General features: G+C 67.0%; 15 protein-coding genes. 10 read left to right on the forward strand and 5 right to left on the reverse strand.

Going from position 1 to position 16533, the window contains the following annotated elements; translation table 11 throughout:
• Position 1: 1 nt before the first annotated feature.
• On the reverse strand, positions 2-766 hold the full coding sequence (locus OU996_RS14905; protein WP_267582394.1) for an invasion associated locus B family protein: 765 nt from the start codon (positions 764-766) through the stop codon (positions 2-4).
• 313 nt (positions 767-1079) lie between these two features.
• Here OU996_RS14905 and OU996_RS14910 point away from each other — a divergent pair, with 313 nt between their 5' ends.
• The gene (locus tag OU996_RS14910; protein WP_267585725.1) at positions 1080-2780 is read left to right on the forward strand and encodes an extracellular solute-binding protein; all 1701 of its coding nucleotides are present in this window, start codon (positions 1080-1082) and stop codon (positions 2778-2780) included.
• Between the two features lie 169 nt (positions 2781-2949).
• Positions 2950-3297, forward strand: coding sequence for a hypothetical protein (locus OU996_RS14915; protein ID WP_267582395.1), 348 nt, complete (start codon positions 2950-2952; stop codon positions 3295-3297).
• 37 nt (positions 3298-3334) lie between these two features.
• Here OU996_RS14915 and mfd read toward each other — a convergent pair whose 3' ends face one another.
• A complete protein-coding gene (gene mfd, locus OU996_RS14920; RefSeq protein WP_267582396.1) occupies positions 3335-6859 on the reverse strand; it encodes a transcription-repair coupling factor in 3525 nt (1174 codons plus the stop codon).
• Entirely contained in the window at positions 6856-7152 is a 297-nt protein-coding gene (locus OU996_RS14925; RefSeq protein ID WP_267582397.1) for a succinate dehydrogenase assembly factor 2, read from the reverse strand. Before OU996_RS14925 ends, mfd begins: the two co-directional genes overlap by 4 nt.
• 183 nt (positions 7153-7335) lie before the next feature.
• Between OU996_RS14925 and recG the strand changes: the two genes are divergently transcribed.
• The 3 genes from recG (at position 7336) to mobA (ending at position 10474) form a co-directional block, all read left to right on the forward strand.
• Positions 7336-9420, forward strand: a complete 2085-nt coding sequence (gene recG / locus OU996_RS14930) for an ATP-dependent DNA helicase RecG (RefSeq protein WP_420712638.1) — start codon at positions 7336-7338, stop codon at positions 9418-9420.
• A gap of 107 nt (positions 9421-9527) precedes the next feature.
• A complete protein-coding gene (locus OU996_RS14935; RefSeq protein WP_267582398.1) occupies positions 9528-9869 on the forward strand; it encodes a YbaN family protein in 342 nt (113 codons plus the stop codon).
• Entirely contained in the window at positions 9869-10474 is a 606-nt protein-coding gene (mobA, locus tag OU996_RS14940; RefSeq protein ID WP_267582399.1) for a molybdenum cofactor guanylyltransferase MobA, read from the forward strand. The genes OU996_RS14935 and mobA overlap by 1 nt, the downstream gene beginning before the upstream one ends.
• Here mobA and mobB read toward each other — a convergent pair.
• The gene (gene mobB / locus OU996_RS14945; protein ID WP_267582400.1) at positions 10462-10998 is read right to left on the reverse strand and encodes a molybdopterin-guanine dinucleotide biosynthesis protein B; all 537 of its coding nucleotides are present in this window, start codon (positions 10996-10998) and stop codon (positions 10462-10464) included. The genes mobA and mobB overlap by 13 nt on opposite strands.
• Positions 10999-11185: 187 nt before the next feature.
• Here mobB and OU996_RS14950 point away from each other — a divergent pair, with 187 nt between their 5' ends.
• Positions 11186-11443, forward strand: coding sequence for a sulfurtransferase TusA family protein (locus tag OU996_RS14950; protein WP_267582401.1), 258 nt, complete (start codon positions 11186-11188; stop codon positions 11441-11443).
• Here OU996_RS14950 and OU996_RS14955 read toward each other — a convergent pair.
• Positions 11433-11924: a hypothetical protein gene (locus OU996_RS14955; protein WP_267582402.1), complete on the reverse strand. Its 492-nt coding sequence runs from the start codon at positions 11922-11924 to the stop codon at positions 11433-11435. The two genes, OU996_RS14950 and OU996_RS14955, sit on opposite strands and share 11 nt — an antisense overlap.
• Before the next feature lie 230 nt (positions 11925-12154).
• Between OU996_RS14955 and OU996_RS14960 the strand changes: the two genes are divergently transcribed.
• From OU996_RS14960 to OU996_RS14975, 4 genes are all read left to right on the forward strand, one after another.
• Positions 12155-12808 carry an alpha/beta hydrolase gene (locus tag OU996_RS14960; RefSeq protein ID WP_267582403.1) on the forward strand — a complete coding sequence of 218 codons (654 nt, stop codon included), beginning with the start codon at positions 12155-12157 and terminating at the stop codon, positions 12806-12808.
• Positions 12809-12875: 67 nt separating this feature from the next.
• Entirely contained in the window at positions 12876-13157 is a 282-nt protein-coding gene (locus tag OU996_RS14965) for an RNA-binding S4 domain-containing protein (protein ID WP_267582404.1), read from the forward strand.
• Positions 13158-13286: 129 nt separating this feature from the next.
• A complete protein-coding gene (locus OU996_RS14970) occupies positions 13287-14987 on the forward strand; it encodes a methyl-accepting chemotaxis protein (RefSeq protein WP_267582405.1) in 1701 nt (566 codons plus the stop codon).
• A gap of 202 nt (positions 14988-15189) precedes the next feature.
• The gene (locus tag OU996_RS14975; RefSeq protein ID WP_267582406.1) at positions 15190-16446 is read left to right on the forward strand and encodes a GGDEF domain-containing protein; all 1257 of its coding nucleotides are present in this window, start codon (positions 15190-15192) and stop codon (positions 16444-16446) included.
• Positions 16447-16533 lie beyond the last annotated feature (87 nt).

A 16533-nucleotide genomic window follows, 5' to 3' on the forward strand; every position in this document is an offset into this window, starting at 1 on the left:
CTCACTGGGCCGGCTGGCCGTTCTTCAGCTTCTCGGCGCCGAGCTTCTCGAGACCGGCCTTGGTCTGCTGCTCGCGGGCGTCGGCTTCGGCCTTGATCGCGTCCTGGCGGGCCTTGACCTGATCCTGGATCTTCTTGACCTGGTCCTCGAACACCTTCTGGTCCGTCTCCGGGCCGTCATAGACCTTGGCGAAGTCGCCAAGGCCGATCGGGTAGGAGATCACGCGACCAACCGCGTTGGCGACGCTGATGGTGAGGCCCGGCGACTTCTTCATGCGGTCGATGAAGGCCTGGTCGATCTGGATGTCGCCGCGGCAGGACTGCGGGTCGCACATGACGAAGGTGCCAAGAACCGGCTGCTCATTGGCCAGCGCCACGCGGAAGCCGTTGCGCAGCAGAACGCCCATCTGGGTCGGGAACATCACGAAGAACGCCTTGCGCGGGTCATCCTTGATGTCGAGCAGCCCGAAGCGCACCAGCACCGGGCCGGTGTCGCTGATGATGGTCTGCTCCAGCGTGCAGACCTGCTTCTTGAGGTTCGGATCATCACCGCAGCGCTTGACCCACGGAATCGGGATCGCGGGGATCTGCGCCTGTTGACCCTGCTGGGGCTGGGCCGGAGCCGCCTGCTGCGGCTGCGCGGCGGGGGCCGCAGCGGGCTTCTGGGCAGGCTTGGCGGGCTGGGTCTGCGCAAAGGCGGTGCTGGTCAGCGCCAGCACCATGGCGGCGCCGGCGACCTGGCGCGCGAGAGTCGAGCGGTTGATCATATCGAATTCCTGTCGTTCGGCCCGCGGTGACATGCGGTTGTCGGACGCCTCTGCGCCATCTCGGGAACGTGGGCTGTCTCAAGCCCAATTGAGGCGACAGAGTGACCCTCTGGCAGTTGAATGTCATGGATCGTGCTAGACATTCTCGTGTGAGCGCGAGTCGAATCTGTGGCCAGGGAACGGAAGCGTGACCGATATCGCCCGCCGCGCGTTCCTGCGCAATGCCGTAGTTGTCGGTAGCGGCCTCCTCTGCGCACGCTTCTCCCCCGCGCAGGCGCAGAACCCGGCTTCCGCGAGCCAGCACGGCATCGCCATGCATGGCGAACCGGCCTATCCGGACGGCTTCGCCCATTACGCCAGCGTCAACCCTGACGCCCCCAAAGGTGGGCGGCTGACGCAGGGTGCCGTGGGCAGTTTCGACAGCCTCAATCCCTTCATCGTGCGCGGCACGGCACCGCCCTTCATCCGCTGGAACATCGTTGAGAGCCTGATGGCCCGCTCGCCGGACGAGGCCTTCACCTGCTACGGGCTGCTCGCCCGCAACGTGGAGACCGACGAGGCCCGCAGCTATGTCGCCTTCGAGATCGACCCGCGCGCCCGCTTTTCCGACGGCGCGCCGGTGACGGCGGAAGACGTGCTGTTCTCGTTCAACCTGTTGCGCGTGAAGGGCCGGCCCAACCACCGGACGTTCTACGGCAAGGTGGCGAAGGCGGAGATCACCGGTCCGCGTGCCATCCGCTTCACCTTCGGGGCGGTGGATCGCGAGTTGCCGCTGATCATGGCGCTCATGCCGGTTCTGGCGCGTCATGCCGTGGACGAGGCGAGCTTCGATCAGACCAGCTTCACCGCGCCGCTCGGCAGCGGTCCCTACACGGTGACGCAGGTTCGTCCCGGCGAGAGCGTGATCCTCACCCGGCGCGACGACTATTGGGGCCGCGACCTCCCGGTGAACCGCGGCAACTACAATGTCGACACGCTGCGCTACGATTTCTACCGCGACGTGAACAGCCAGTTCGAGGCGTTCAAGCGCGGGCTCTCCGACATACGCTTCGAGACCGATCCCGGCCGCTGGAAGACCGGCTACGACATTCCCGCCGTGCGCGACGGGCGCATCGTGCAGGAGGAGATCGAGACGGGCATGCCGAAGCCCTACTCGGCGCTGATCTTCAACATACGCCGACCTTTCTTCGCGGATGCGCGGGTCCGCGAAGCGATGGTCGAGCTGTTCGATTTCGAGTGGGCGAACGCCAATCTCTATTTCGGCGTCTACCGGCGCAATGGCAGCTTCTACGACGGCTCGGAGCTGTCGGCGCGCGGACGGCCGGCGGATGCACGCGAGCGGGAACTGCTCTCCCACTATCCCGACGCCGTCCTGCCCGCCGTGATGGACGGCACCTGGCAGCCGCCGACATCGGACGGTTCAGGCCGAGACCGGGCCCGTCTCAAACGCGCGCTGGAGCTATTCGCCAGCGCCGGCTGGGAGCTGAAAGGCGGCAAGCTGACCGCCACGGACGGCCGGGCCTTCGCGCCGGAGCTGCTGGTCGGCACCAAGGACCAGGAGCGGCTCGCCCTCGCCTACCAGAACATGCTGAAACGCGCGGGAGTGACGCTGAACATCCGCCTCGTCGACAATGTGCAGTTCGAGGCTCGCAAGCAGACCTATGACTACGACATGGTGCCCTATATCTGGGACCAGTCTCTCTCGCCCGGCAATGAGCAGGCGTTCTATTTCGGCTCGGCGGCGGCGGATGTGCCGGGCACGCGCAACTTCATGGGGCTGAAGAGTCCGGCGGCGGACGCGATGATCGCGGCGCTGCTCGCCGCCCGCGCGCGGCCCGACTTCGTCTCCGCTGTGCGGGCGCTGGATCGCGTGCTGATCTCCGCCCGCTTTTCGGTGCCGCTGTTCTACACGCCGGGCCAATGGGTGGCGCGCTGGACGGCGATCCAGCGGCCGGAACGCGTGGCGCTCGCCGGCACGCTGGCCGAGAGCTGGTGGCGAGAGCCCGGCCGTTGACGCTGCCCGCGCTGCGCCGGTTTCGTTGACGTTGTTGCAAACAAGCGCTGGACAGTCCGCCGAGAAAAGGTTCCTTAGGGGCGGGTCGTCCGACCCTGCGGACCTCGCCCCGGCGGTGCCGGGGTGCCCCGCGGGGCGATGCGGCTAAGCTGATCTCGGAGTTCTCTCGATGCGTTACGCCCTTGGTCTGGCGGCTGGCGGCCTGGCTCTGGCCCTGTCCGCCCTCAGTGCGGTTCCCGCCGGCGCCCAGTCGTCGATCACCGTGCATCCCCAGCCGAATGCGGGGAGTAACGACCCGGTCAATCTCGAGATCAAGATCAAGCCGCTCAACAACCCGAATTATCTCGACTACGGTCCGTTGCCCGACAATCCGGGCGCCGACCACAGCCAGGACTACATGAACCAGGCCGGCGGCAATTCGCCGGACTTCGCCGGTCCGGGCTCGGATGTCGACGCCGATGTGCTGCCCGACAGCGACGGCGCCTATGACGGGCCGATTTCCGGCACGCCTTTCTGACGCAGCCGGTTGATCGGCCCACACGTGGCGGGCGGCCTCAGGCCGCCTTGGCCCCTTGCTCGGCGATCTTCGCCAGTTCTTTCAGAATGCCGGCCGTGCCCTTGAGGCGCGCATTGGCGTTCGGCCAATCCTCCGAGAACACCACCTTGCCGTCCGGCCGCATCTTCGCGACCACATGGGGCTTGCCGACATAGGTGATGAAGCCGGCCGGGTTCGGGAAGCGCCCGTCCCGGAAGGTGAGCACCGCGCCGCGCGGTCCGGCATCGACCTTCTCCACATTGGCGCGGCGGCAGAACGCCTTGATGCTGACCAGCTTGAGCAGTTGCTCGACCTCCTCGGGTAGCGACCCGAAGCGGTCCACCAGCTCGGCGCCCATCGCCTCGATCTCCTGATCGTTCTCCATATCCGCGAGCCGCCGGTACAGCGACAGGCGCACATGAAGGTCCGCCACATAGTCCTCGGGGATGAGGACCGGCGTGCCGATGGAGATCTGCGGCGACCATTTGTCGGCCGTCGGCGCGGTGATGCCGGCCTTGAGGTTGGCGATCGCCTCCTCCAGCATCTCCTGATAGAGCTCGTAGCCGACTTCCTTGATATGGCCGGACTGCTCGTCGCCCAAGAGGTTGCCGGCGCCGCGAATGTCGAGGTCGTGGCTGGCGAGCTGGAAGCCGGCGCCCAGCGTATCGAGCGACTGAAGCACTTTGAGGCGACGCTCGGCCTGCGTCGTCAGCGCCTTCTCCGTCGGCAGGGTGAAGATGGCATAGGCGCGCGTCTTCGAGCGGCCGACGCGCCCGCGCAGCTGGTAGAGCTGGGCGAGGCCGAACATGTCAGCGCGATGGATGATGAGCGTGTTGGCGGTCGGGATGTCCAGCCCGGATTCCACGATGGTGGTGGAGAGCAGCACGTCGAACTGCCCGTCATAGAAGGCGGACATGATCTCTTCGAGCTGCGTCGCCGCCATCTGGCCATGGGCGACCGCGACACGCACCTCCGGCACGCTCTTGTCAAGGAAGTCCTTGACCTCGCCTAGATCCTCGATGCGGGGGCAGACATAGAAGCTCTGGCCGCCGCGATAGCGCTCACGTAGCAGGGCCTCGCGCACGATCAACGGATCGAACGGCGTGACGAAGCTGCGCACAGCGAGGCGGTCGACCGGCGGCGAGGCGATGATGGAGAGCTCGCGCACCCCGGTCATGGCGAGCTGCAGCGTGCGCGGGATCGGCGTCGCGGTGAGCGTCAGCACATGCACCTCGGCACGGAGCTGCTTCATCTTCTCCTTATGGCCGACGCCGAAATGCTGCTCCTCGTCGATGATGACGAGGCCGAGATCCTTGAAGCTGATGGCCTTGCCGAGCAGCGCGTGGGTGCCGACGACAATGTCGACCGTGCCGTCCGCCAGACCCTTCTTGGTCTCGCTCATCTCCTTGCCGGTGACGAGGCGCGAGGCCTGACGCACCACGATGGGCAGGCCCTTGAACCGCTCGGAGAAGGTCTTGAAGTGCTGGCGCGCCAGCAGCGTGGTCGGCACGACAACGGCGACCTGCTTGCCGTTCAGCGCGACGGCAAAGGCGGCGCGCAGCGCCACCTCGGTCTTGCCGAAGCCGACATCGCCGCAGACCAGCCGGTCCATCGGATGGCCGGAGCCGAGATCGTCGAACACCGCGTCGATCGCGGCTTCCTGGTCCTCGGTCTCCTCATAGGGGAAGCGGGCGCGGAACTCGTCATAGATGCCGGCCGCCGGCACGAGACGCGGCGCTTCGTGGAGCTGGCGCTGCGCGGCGATCTTGATGAGCTCGGCCGCCATCTCGCGGATGCGGCTCTTCATCCGCGCCTTGCGCGCCTGCCAGCCACCACCGCCCAGCCGGTCGAGCTGCGCCTCGGTATCTTCCGAGCCGTAGCGCGAGAGGAGTTCGAGATTCTCCACCGGCAGGAAGAGCTTGGAGCCCTCCGCATAGTGGATTTCGAGGCAGTCATGGGGCGCGCCCATGGCCTCGATGGTCTTCAACCCGATGAAGCGGCCAATGCCGTGATCGACATGCACGACGAGGTCGCCGGCGGTGAGCGAGGTCAGCTCGGCGATGATGTCCTGCGCGCGGCGCGCCTTGCGCTTGGGGCGCACGAGCCGGTCGCCGAGAATGTCCTGCTCGCCGATGACGACCAGTTGGTCGGTCTCGAAGCCGCTCTCGATGCCGAGCACCGCGAGCCCGATGGTGCCCTTGGGCAGCGCCTCGGCGGCGTCGCGCGTGCCGACGGTCTGGGTGCCCTTGAGCCCGTGATCGGCCAGCACCGTGGCCAGCCGGTCGCGCGAGCCGTCCGACCAGGCGGCGAGGATGGTGCGCTTCGTCTTGGCCTGCTCGCGCAGATAACTCACCGCGACGTCGAAAAGCTGCGCCTCCGGGTCGGCACGCTCGGCGGCGAAGGACCGCACGGGGTGACCGTCAAGGTCGAGCACGTTCTTGGCCGGCGGCAGCGCGAAGGCGGACAGCGCTACCTTGGACGCGACAGCGTTGCGCTGCTCCCATTCGGTGGCGGTGAGATACAGCCGATCGGGCGGCAGCGGCTTATAGGGCGTGCCGGTGCTGTGCTCCATGCCGTGGCGGCGGGCGTCGTAATAATCGGCGATCTGGTCGAGCCGCGAGGCGGCGGCCTCCCCGCCCTGCGCTTCCATCACGATCGGCGCGTCGGGCGCGTAGTCGAACAGCGTGTCGAGCCCGTCATGGAACAGTGGCAGCCAGTGCTCCATGCCGGCATAGCGCCGGCCCTCGCTGACATGCTCATAGAGCTGGTCGCCGCGCTGGGCGGCGCCGAACTGCTGCACATAGGCCATGCGGAAGCGCTTCATCGTCTCCGTGGTGAGCTGAAGTTCGCTCATCGGCACGAGATCGAGCGAGCGCAGCTGCATCGCTGTGCGCTGCGTCTCGGGGTCGAAGGAGCGGATCGACTCCAGCGTGTCGCCAAAGAAATCGAGCCGTACCGGCGCCGGCAGGCCCGGCGGGTAGAGATCGACGATGCCTCCACGCACGGCATATTCGCCGGTGTCGCGCACGGTGGAGGTCCGCAGGAAGCCGTTCACCTCGGCCCAACCGACCACATCGTCCATCGACAGCGCATTGCCCGGCGCCGCCGAGAAGGACTGAGTCGCCACCAGGGCGCGCTTCGGCACGCGCTGGAGCGCGGCGTTGACCGTGGTGAGCACGATGGTGCCGGCTTCGCGCCCCTTCACCCGCGCGAGGCGCGCGAGCGTGGTCATGCGCCGCGCGATGATCGCGCCATTGGGCGAGGCGCGGTCATAGGGCAGGCAGTCCCAGGCCGGGAAGGGCAGCACCTCGATGCCCGGCGCGAAGAATCCGAGCGCCCGCTCCAGCTCCGCCATGCGCTCCGTGTCGCGGCAGATCACCAGAAGCGTCGGCCAGGGCGCCTCCTCCTGCGCGGCGAGCGCGCGAGCGAGATCGGCGACGACCAGCCCCTCCATGCCGTTCGGCACATTGGCGAGGGTCAGCGTCTTTCCCGGCGCGAGCTGGGAACTGAGCGTGGCAAGCGGCGAGCGAAGCGGGGTCTTCATAGGCTGGGAACGCCCTCACCCGACAGGTGAAACTGCCGGAAGCGGTGGAAGATGGGGGTGTCATAGGCCGGGTCCGGCACGCCGGAATTGATCCAGCCGAAGAGGTCGGGATCCTCGACCTCGATCAGTTCCTCGAAGGCGGCAACCTCCTCCTCGCTCATCACGCCGATCATGGCGTCGGCGAAGCGGCCCATGAGCAGGTCCATCTCGCGCGTGCCGCGATGCCAGGAACGGTAGAGGATGCGGCGGCGGCGGGCATCGAGGCCGGCGCTCGAACGGGTGGTTCCGGTCATGGGGGCGATTGCTCCAGAGGCTTCTGTCCGAGGGCGCAGCCGCGGAAGGCGGTGTCTTTAGCGCGCCACGCGGTCGCTGTCAGGTAGACCTTGCGATTGGGTGGTCAAGATGCGGCGCATGGCGGTGGGCGGGCGTGGTGATCGGATTGCGCGGGCGGGCCGCTTCGTCCACCTTCCGGCATCATGCTGCGGCCCGACATCCTCAACTCCTATTTCGCGCCGATCACCGGCCTGCCGGGCATCGGACCGAAGCTCGCCAAGCCGTTCAATCGGCTGTTGGGACGACCTGAAGGTGCGCGGGTGCTCGACCTGCTGCTTCACCTGCCGGCCTCCACCATTGACCGCCGCGCCCGCCCCACCCTGCGCGAGGTGGTGCCGGACACGGTGGTGACGGTCGAGGTGCATGTCGACCGTCATGTGCCGACGCCGCGCGGCTCGCGGGCGCCCTATCGCGTCTACGCCCATGACGAGACCGGTGATCTCGTGCTGGCCTTCTTCAAGGCCGACCGGAGCTGGATGGAGCGCCTGCTGCCCGTCGGCGAGACGCGGTGGGTGTCGGGGACCATCAGCCTCTACGACGGCATCCCGCAAATGGTTCACCCGGACCGGGTGCTGGATGCGGCGGGGCTGGCCAAGCTGCCCCCCATCGAACCGGTCTATCCGCTGGTCGAGGGGCTCGGGCACGGCCATGTGCGCCGGGCCGTCGATGCCGCACTCGGCCAGACCGGGGATCTGCCGGAATGGCAGGCGGGAACGCCGGCGCTGGGTTTCCATGAAGCCCTGCGCCGGGTTCACCAGCCCGCGGACACCGAAGACGCGCAGCCCCTCGGCGCCGCTTGGCAACGGCTCGCCTATGATGAATTGCTGGCCGGCCAGATCGCCCTCGCGCTGGTGCGGGCACGCACCGTCAAGCAGGCCGGCCGGCCGAGCATCGGCGATGGGCGGCTGACGGGGCGGATCGAGGCCGCCCTGCCCTTCGCCCTCACCGGCTCGCAGCGCGAGGCGCTCGTCGCCATCCGCGCCGATCTCGCCTCGCAGGACCGGATGCTGCGCCTGCTGCAGGGCGATGTCGGCTCCGGCAAGACGGTCGTCGCGCTGCTCGCCGCCGCGACGGTGGTGGAGGCCGGCCGGCAGGCGGCGATCATGGCGCCTACCGAAATTCTCGCCCGCCAGCACATGAAGACCATCGCCCCGCTCGCCGAGAAAGCCGGGCTGCGGGTCGCCTTGCTGACGGGCCGCGAGAAGGGCAAGGCGCGCGAGGCACTGCTCGTGGCGCTGGCGAGCGGGGAGATCGACCTCGTTATCGGCACCCACGCACTGTTTCAGGAGGGCGTCGCCTTTCGCGACCTCGGCCTTGCCATTGTCGACGAGCAGCACCGTTTCGGCGTCCACCAGCGGCTTGCCCTCGCCTCCAAGGGCGACGCCGTCGACGTGCTGGTGATGACGGCGACCCCTATTCCGCGCACGCTTGTTCTCACCTATTTCGGCGATATGGCGTCGAGCGAGCTGCGGGAGAAGCCGGCCGGGCGCAAGCCGATCGACACCCGCGCCATCCCTTCCGACCGGATCGACGAGATCGTCGCACGCCTCGGCACGGCGCTGGCGCAGGGACGGCGGGCCTACTGGATCTGTCCGCTGGTCGAGGAATCGGAGAATTCCGATCTCGCTGCCGCCGAGGCGCGCTTTGCCGAGCTTCAGGCGCATTTCGGCGCCCGCGTCGGTCTCGTCCACGGCAAGATGAAAGGGGCGGAGAAGGATGCCGCCATGGCCGCCTTCGCTGCGGGTGAGACTCAGCTTCTCGTCGCAACCACTGTCGTCGAGGTGGGCGTCGACGTGCCGGAAGCCTCGATCATCGTCATCGAGCACGCGGAGCGTTTCGGCCTCGCGCAGCTTCACCAGTTGCGCGGGCGGGTCGGGCGTGGCGATGCCGCATCTGTCTGCTTGCTGCTCTACCGCCGCCCGCTCGGCGAAGTCGCGCATCAGCGGCTCGAGGCGCTGCGCTCCTCCGAGGACGGGTTCTTCCTGGCGGAGGAGGATCTGCGGCTGCGTGGCGAGGGCGACGTGCTCGGCACGCGGCAGAGCGGCTTTCCCGGCTTCCGCCTTGCCCGGCTGGACGTTCACGGTGCGCTGCTGGATCGCGCGCGGGCCGAGGCGGCAGAGATCGTTGAGAATGATTCCGATCTTTCCAGCCCGCGTGGAGTGGCCCTGCGGCTTTTGCTACATATCTTTGAAAGGGATGTAGCCGTGAAGCTCCTGAGCGCCGGCTGAGTTATTGTGTGTTGACCATGGGACAACTTGGGCCGAGCGCCGCGATGCCGCCACGGGACGAGCCGAGATCGCCGGTTTATTCCGCTACGTCACCCCTGCGCTGGGTGATGTTCGCGGCCGGTTGGCTGTGCGTCGGTCTCGGTATCTTCGGCATCATCATGCCCGGCATGCCCGGCACGGTGTTTCTTATCCTGGCCGCCTGGCTGTTCTCCCGCTCCTCCCCGCGCTTCGAGGCGTGGCTGCTGGGTCATCCCAAGCTCGGCCCTTCCGTGCGCGCCTGGCGCGCGAATGGGGCGGTGCCGCGCTGGGCACAGTTGGTGGCCACCGGCTCGATGATGGCCAGCTTCGGCATTCTGGTGATGCTCGGCCTGTCGCTGCCGGTACTCGGCATGATCGGCGTGGCCTTCATCGCCGTCTCCGCCTATCTGCTCACCCGGCCGACCGCCTGATGGACGCACCCGCCGGTCTCATCCTCGCGGGCGGCCTGTCCCGGCGCATGGGTGGCGGCGACAAGGCTCTGCTTCGGCTGGGCGGGGAGACCATCCTTGCCCGGATAGCCCGTATTGTCGGGCCTCAGGTTGCCCCGCTTCTGCTCAACGCCAACGGGCCGGCCGCGCGCTTCGGGCTCGATCTGCCGGTCATCCCGGACAGCGTGCCGGACCGGCCGGGGCCTCTGGCCGGCATTCTCGCGGGGCTCGATCACCTGGCGGCACACCTGCCGCAGGCCCGTCACCTGCTCACCGTTCCCTCCGACTGCCCGTTCCTGCCAGCGGACCTCGCCGCAAGGCTAGCTGAAGCAGCATTGGGTGACGGCGCCGCCTGTGCCGGCTCCGGCGGGCGGGTGCATGGCGTGATCGGGCTGTGGCCGGTCGCGGCGCGTGAGGATCTACGCCAACTTCTGGTTCAGGATGGCCAGCGGCGCGTGGATGCCTGGCTCGAGCGGGTCGGCGCCATCACCGTCGACTGGCCCGTCACGCCGCTTGACCCGTTCTTCAACGTCAACACACCCGACGACCTCGCGCGCGCCGAGACGCTGGCGGCTCAGGCTGGCTGAGGCGCACTGGCGCGCCAGGCGATGCTCTCTACGGGAACCGCATGGCGCTCGACCGCCGCCGCGATGGCCTCGATGTCGTCGAGGTCGATGACCGGCAGGGTGATGCCCTCCAGCGCCGCGTCCGACGCGACGGCGACGATGTACGGGTCATCCGGGTGCAGCAGCGGTTTGCCGAGCTCGGCCCGGTGGATCTCGATCTTCGGATGATGGTCGCGCTTGAAGCCCTCGACCAGCACGATGTCGACCGTCGCGAGATGAGAGACCAGTTCCGGCAGTTCCGGCTCGGCGGCACCGCGCAGCTCATGCATCAGCGCCCAGCGATTACCCGACGACACCAGCACCTCGGTCGCGCCGGCGACACGGTGCGTGTGCGAATCCTTGCCGGGCACGTCGATATCGAAATTGTGGTGCGCGTGCTTGATGGTGGAAACGCGCAGCCCCCGGGCCACCAGCGCCGGAATGAGCCGGGCCAGCAGGGTCGTCTTGCCCGCGCCGCTCCACCCGGCGAAACCGATGAGCCGCATCCGCTCCTCCTCAACCATCCGCCGCTGAGGTCGGTCGTCGAGGCGCACAAGTCAAGCGGGTGCCGGCCATGACCCCATAGCCGACGTCGATCCGGCGCGGGCGATCATGCCGCGTCGCGTTCGGCTTGCCGGAGAGACGGCCGCCGGATTAGGTGCGCATATGCAAGGAAAGCGTGCGGAGGCGGCCATGTCCGACGACAGCGATACCGCACTTCAGCTGGACCTCAGGGGGCTGAAATGCCCCCTGCCCGCGCTGCACACGCGGCGGGCGCTGGAACGGGCCGCGCCGGGCGCATGCCTCATCGTCCAATGCACCGACCCGATGGCGGTGATCGACATTCCCCACCTCGCCCAGCAGGACGGCCACCGGCTGGAGAGGCAGGCGCAGCAGGACGGCGTGCTTACCTTCACGCTGCGCAAGGCCACGGTTACCGTTAGTAGCTGATGCCGCAACCGTCGGCGACCTCTTCCAGCGCTTTCGTGGAGCCGCGGGCGTTGAACTTGGTCTCGTGGAAATTCTCGCCCTTCATGGTGATGACGACGGAAATCGATGAATCCGCGTCCATCACCTCAAGGAAGAGATCCTCGTCCACCTCGGCCACCATGCCGAGCGTGCCCTTCACCTCATGGGCGACGGCGTCGAAGACAAGGATTTCGCCCTTGTCCGCCCGCACGCGAAGCTTGGCGCCCACCGAATTCATCGCCTCGACATCCTTGGGATCATCGATCCGTTCGGGCGTGATGAACACCGCCTCGAGATTGTCGCTGCGGCAGCGCAGGCCGAAAACGTAGTCGCCGGCGACGGTCACGGCGAGGTGGGTGGCGTCGTCGTCAAACGCGCCGCCCTCCTTATCCGAGACCCACTGGGCCGAGGCGGTAAGCGATGAAGCCGCCAGCAGCAGGGCGGCGATGAGCAGTCTGGACATGGTTCCTCTCCCCGGGGCGGTGCCCGCAGCGGAAAGAACAACAAAATCACCGCGAATTTCGAGAAAAATCGACGGTGCCCGACTGCGGCGTCTTGCCGGCTGATCAGCGTCCGTGCGTCGTCATGGTCATAGGGGGGGCTGCCAGGGCTGCAGAAAGCCACGGGCGATGGACAAGTCGGGTGGCTCTGATTTTATACGGCGCGTACGTTGCGTGCGCTTCGGGGGAAGGAATGAAACTCGACCGGCTCATTGTCGTGGCCGCGCTGCTGGCGACCACTCTCGGGCTCCTGTTCACTGTGCCGGCCTCGGCCCAGACTTCGCCGCGCCCGCCATGGGCGGCGGCGCCGGTGACGGCCAAGCCCGGCCAGCCGCTGCCGTCCCGCGCTGATACGCATGTGTACCTGCTGCGCGGTCTTTTCGGCGTTTTTTCGCTCGGCATGGACAGCCTGGCGCAGGAACTGTTGGAGAAGGGCTACACGTCACAGATCTATGGCTGGGATGAAGCCCAGAAGGTGATCGACCTCATCAAAACGCGCTCTCAGGCCGGCCATACCGGCCCTGTCGTCATCATCGGCCATTCGCTTGGTGCCAATGCGGTGATCGACATCGCCACGACCATCCAGGCGAACAGCATCCCCGTTGATCTCGGCGTGACCTTCGACGCGACCGACCCCGGTCCCGTGCCAAATAACGTCGCCGTCTTCATCAATTTCTGGGCGCAGGACGGCTTCGGCAAGCCGGTCTCAGCGGTGCCCGGCTATACTGGGCAGCTGGAGAATTTCGACCTCTCCGGCCAGCCCAATATCAGCCACACCAGCATCGACACGATGGACAAGTTCCACCAGTTCGTCATCTCGACGTTGGAAGGCATGACGGGCAACTGATCCCCGCCATGCACTCGAGCGCGGTTTAACGCGTTGACGGACAGGAAGAACGGAGCCTGCGTCGCGCATGAGCGACCCTGACACAGCCTGCCGCGCCGATGTCTGGCTTTGGCGCGCGCGCTTCGCCAAGACCCGCGGCCTTGCCGTCGCGCTCATTGAGCGCGGCATGGTGCGGATCACCCATAACAGCCAGCCGGTGCGGCTGGATAAGCCCGGCCGCGCGCTGCGTCCCGGCGATGTGCTCACCCTCGCTTTGCAGCAGGGAGTCGTCGTGGTTCGGATTGATTCTGTCGGCGCACGTCGCGGGCCTGCGGAAGAAGCGCGAACGCTCTACACGGTCGTTGGCTAAGCGAACGCTTACGCAGCGCCGACGGCTAAAGATCAGCGTTCCGGTGGCGATAGTGCGGCGACGCCAGCCTCGGGCAAGCCAAGCGGACTCATGTTGAAGCAGCCTTCAATAACGCATGAGAGTGCCGCGATGCGATTCACCAACTGGCCCATACTGGGGAAGATTTCTCTCGTCGTGGCGCTGCTCGGCCTTTGTTCGACGGGCTGCACCCTGTTCGCCGGCTGGCGCATGGTGGAAATGCAGGATGACTATACGGCATTGATCGAAGGCGACGCCAAGGCGGCGGTGGCCCTGGCGCGGATGAACCGCGAGGTCGTGTGGTCAGAGCGGTCGATCTTCCACGCGCTGGCCTCCACCAGCCCGGAAGAGAGCCGCGAGGCGGAAAAGGAACTGTCGCACGGGCTCGACGAGCTTCACACCTATGCTACGCAGGCCAAGGCCGCCCTGCCGGATTACGCCGCGCCGATCGAGGCGATCGTCAGCCGTTTCGACAGCCAGGTGAAGACAGCGTGTGGCCCGACCATCATGACGGCGTTCACCGCCACGACCGCTGACGACAAGCACCGCGCCGACAAGATGATGATGGTGGACTGCGAGCCGGCTCTGGAGAAGGTGCGCGCCGACCTCGCCACACTCGTCGCCTCGCTTCAGGACGAGATGCACCAGCGCGAGGAAGAGCTGCACGCACGCGCCGACGCCACGCTGGTTGAACTTTACGCTGGTACCGGCACGGCGATCCTCGCCTGCCTCGTGCTGGCCTTCCTCATCGCCACCAAGGGTATCGTGAAGCCTATCGGCCGCATCGTCGACGTCATGGACTCCCTCACCTCTGGCCACTTCGAGACGGAAGTCGCCGAGACCGAACGCCGCGACGAGGTTGGCCAGTTGGCTCGCGGCCTCGCGCGCTTCCGGCAGGAGTTGATCGCCAACGAGACTCTGCGGGAGCAGGCCGCCCTTGAGGAGCAGCGGTCGGCTGATCGGCTGCGCCAGCAGAAAGAAGAAATCGCTCAGACCTTCGAGATGCGCATGGGGGCTCTCGCCGAGGCCTTCTCGACCTCCTCCAACGAGGTGGCCCAGGCCGCGACCAGCCTCTCCGCCGCGGCGGAGGAGACGACGCGGCAGGCCCGCTCGGTCAGTGACGCGGCGACTGAAGCGTCTTCCGGCGTGCAGACGGTGGCCGCTTCCACGGAGGAAATGTCCGCGTCGGTGCGCGAGATCGCCGAGCAGGTGGTGCGCGCGGCGCAGATCGCGGACAGCGCCTCCACCGATTCGAACCGCATCCAGGGAGAAATCGCCGAACTGACCCAGGCGGCGAGCCAGATCGGCGCGGTCATCGACCTCATCACCAGCATTGCCGGTCAGACCAATCTTCTGGCGCTCAATGCCACGATCGAGGCCGCACGGGCTGGCGAGGCCGGCAAGGGCTTCGCCGTGGTGGCGCAGGAAGTAAAGGAACTCGCCAGCCAGACCGCAAAGGCGACCGACGAAATCTCCGCCAAGGTCAACGAGATCCAGAGCGCGACGGGCCGCTCCGTCTCGTCGATCACCCGAATCGCCACGACCATCAACGAAATCCGCACCGCTTCGGCGGCGATCTCGGCGGCTATCGAGGAACAGGGCGCCGCGACGCGCGAGATCGCTCACAGCACCCAGCATGCCGCGCAGGGCACCCGCGTCGTCAATGAGAGCATCCACGGCGTCGGCGAAGCGGCGGAGACCACGGGCGCGGCCTCGGTGCAGCTTAAGGGGCTCTCGCAGCACCTGTCCGGTCAAGCGGTGGAACTCAACAAGGAAGTGCGCAGCTTCGTGCAAACGCTACGCGCCGCCTGAGCCACCGACATACAGCAGACCTGCGAGCCCCGCGGCGCACCCGCGGGGCTCGTTGCGTTTGCCGCATTAATACCATCGGATGATACGCCGACGGATGACATGCAGTGTCGCCTATTGCCTGCAACCGGCTGGGGACGGATAGTTTAAGCTCGCCTGGCGATGCGCTGCGCGAAACGTCGCGATCGTCACCGCAAGTCATTCCATGAATCCTGCCGAGCTTGACTGGCTGTCTTCCGTCGCGGTGCCGATGCTCGCGGTCCGTGCCGAGACTGTCATGGCGCTCAATCCGGCCGCAGGCGCCCTGTTCGGCGACGCGGTCAAGGCGTGCCCGTTGACCTTAGCGGCGCTCTTTCCCAATTCTGCTGAAACGCTCGCCGCCTTCCTGCGCGCCGCCGAAAACGACGGCGCGTCGGAGGTTCTGCACCTGCGCGCCGACCTTGCTGGCGAATCTCGCCATATCCAGATCGCCGCGCGGCGTCTCGGGCCGGCAGCGGAGGTGATGTGGGCGCTCACTCTGATCGAGACTTGCCCGCCGTCTTGCGCGGTGGGCGAGACCAGCCCGACATCGGGACGCTGGGTGCAGCTTCTCCCCACCATCCTGGACCAGCTTCCGGTGGCGCTGCTGATCGAGGACGAAGATGATGTCGGCGTTTTCGCCAATCGCGGTTTCACCGAGATATTCGAGTATGCGCTGGAGGAAATCGCCGCGCTCGACGACTGGTGGATAAAGCTCTACCCGGATCCGCTCGTGCGCGAGTCGGCGAAGGTGGAATGGGCGGCAAAGCTCGCCACGGCACCTCGGGGTAACGGCACCATCTCGACCTCCGAATTCCAGATCCGCACCGGCGGTGGCCGCGACAAGGTGCTGCAGAGTCACAGCTTCCGCATCGGCGACTACCGCGTTCATTCCTATGTCGATGTCTCGCAACGGCACCAGCTCGCGCTCGATCTGCGGCAGCTCGCCGATACGGACGCTCTCACCGGCGTGCTGAACCGGCGCAGCTTCTTTCAGCAGGGTCGCCTGCTGGATCGCATCGGTGAGCCTCTGGCGGCGTTGCTGCTGGATGTCGACCATTTCAAGCAGGTGAACGACCGCCACGGCCACGCCTTTGGCGACGAGGTGCTTATCGAGATTTCGGCCCGCGTGCGCGCGGCGCTGAGGCCGCACGACGTGCTCGCGCGCATAGGCGGGGAGGAATTCGCCGTGCTGCTGCCGGGGGTCGATCGCGACCGCGCTGTCAGCGTTGCCGAAAGGCTGCGGCAGGTGGTGGAGAGCACGCCCATTACGCGGGGCACAACTGGCCAGATAGCGACGGTCAGCATCGGCGGCGCCTGCGCGTCGAGCGCTGAAACCTCGATAGAAGACCTGCTGCTGCACGCCGACCGTGCGCTCTATGTCGCCAAGCGCGCCGGCCGGAACTGCGTCAGATTCGCGGCTGATGCGGTCGGAGCGCCATGACGCATCGTCGCGCCCAGCGGAAAGCGTTTCGGCGTGGGCGAGAATGTGGTGAGCCCGTTGGGATTCGAACCCAAGACCCCATGATTA

Source organism: Ancylobacter sp. SL191 (assembly GCF_026625645.1).
Lineage (GTDB): Bacteria > Pseudomonadota > Alphaproteobacteria > Rhizobiales > Xanthobacteraceae > Ancylobacter.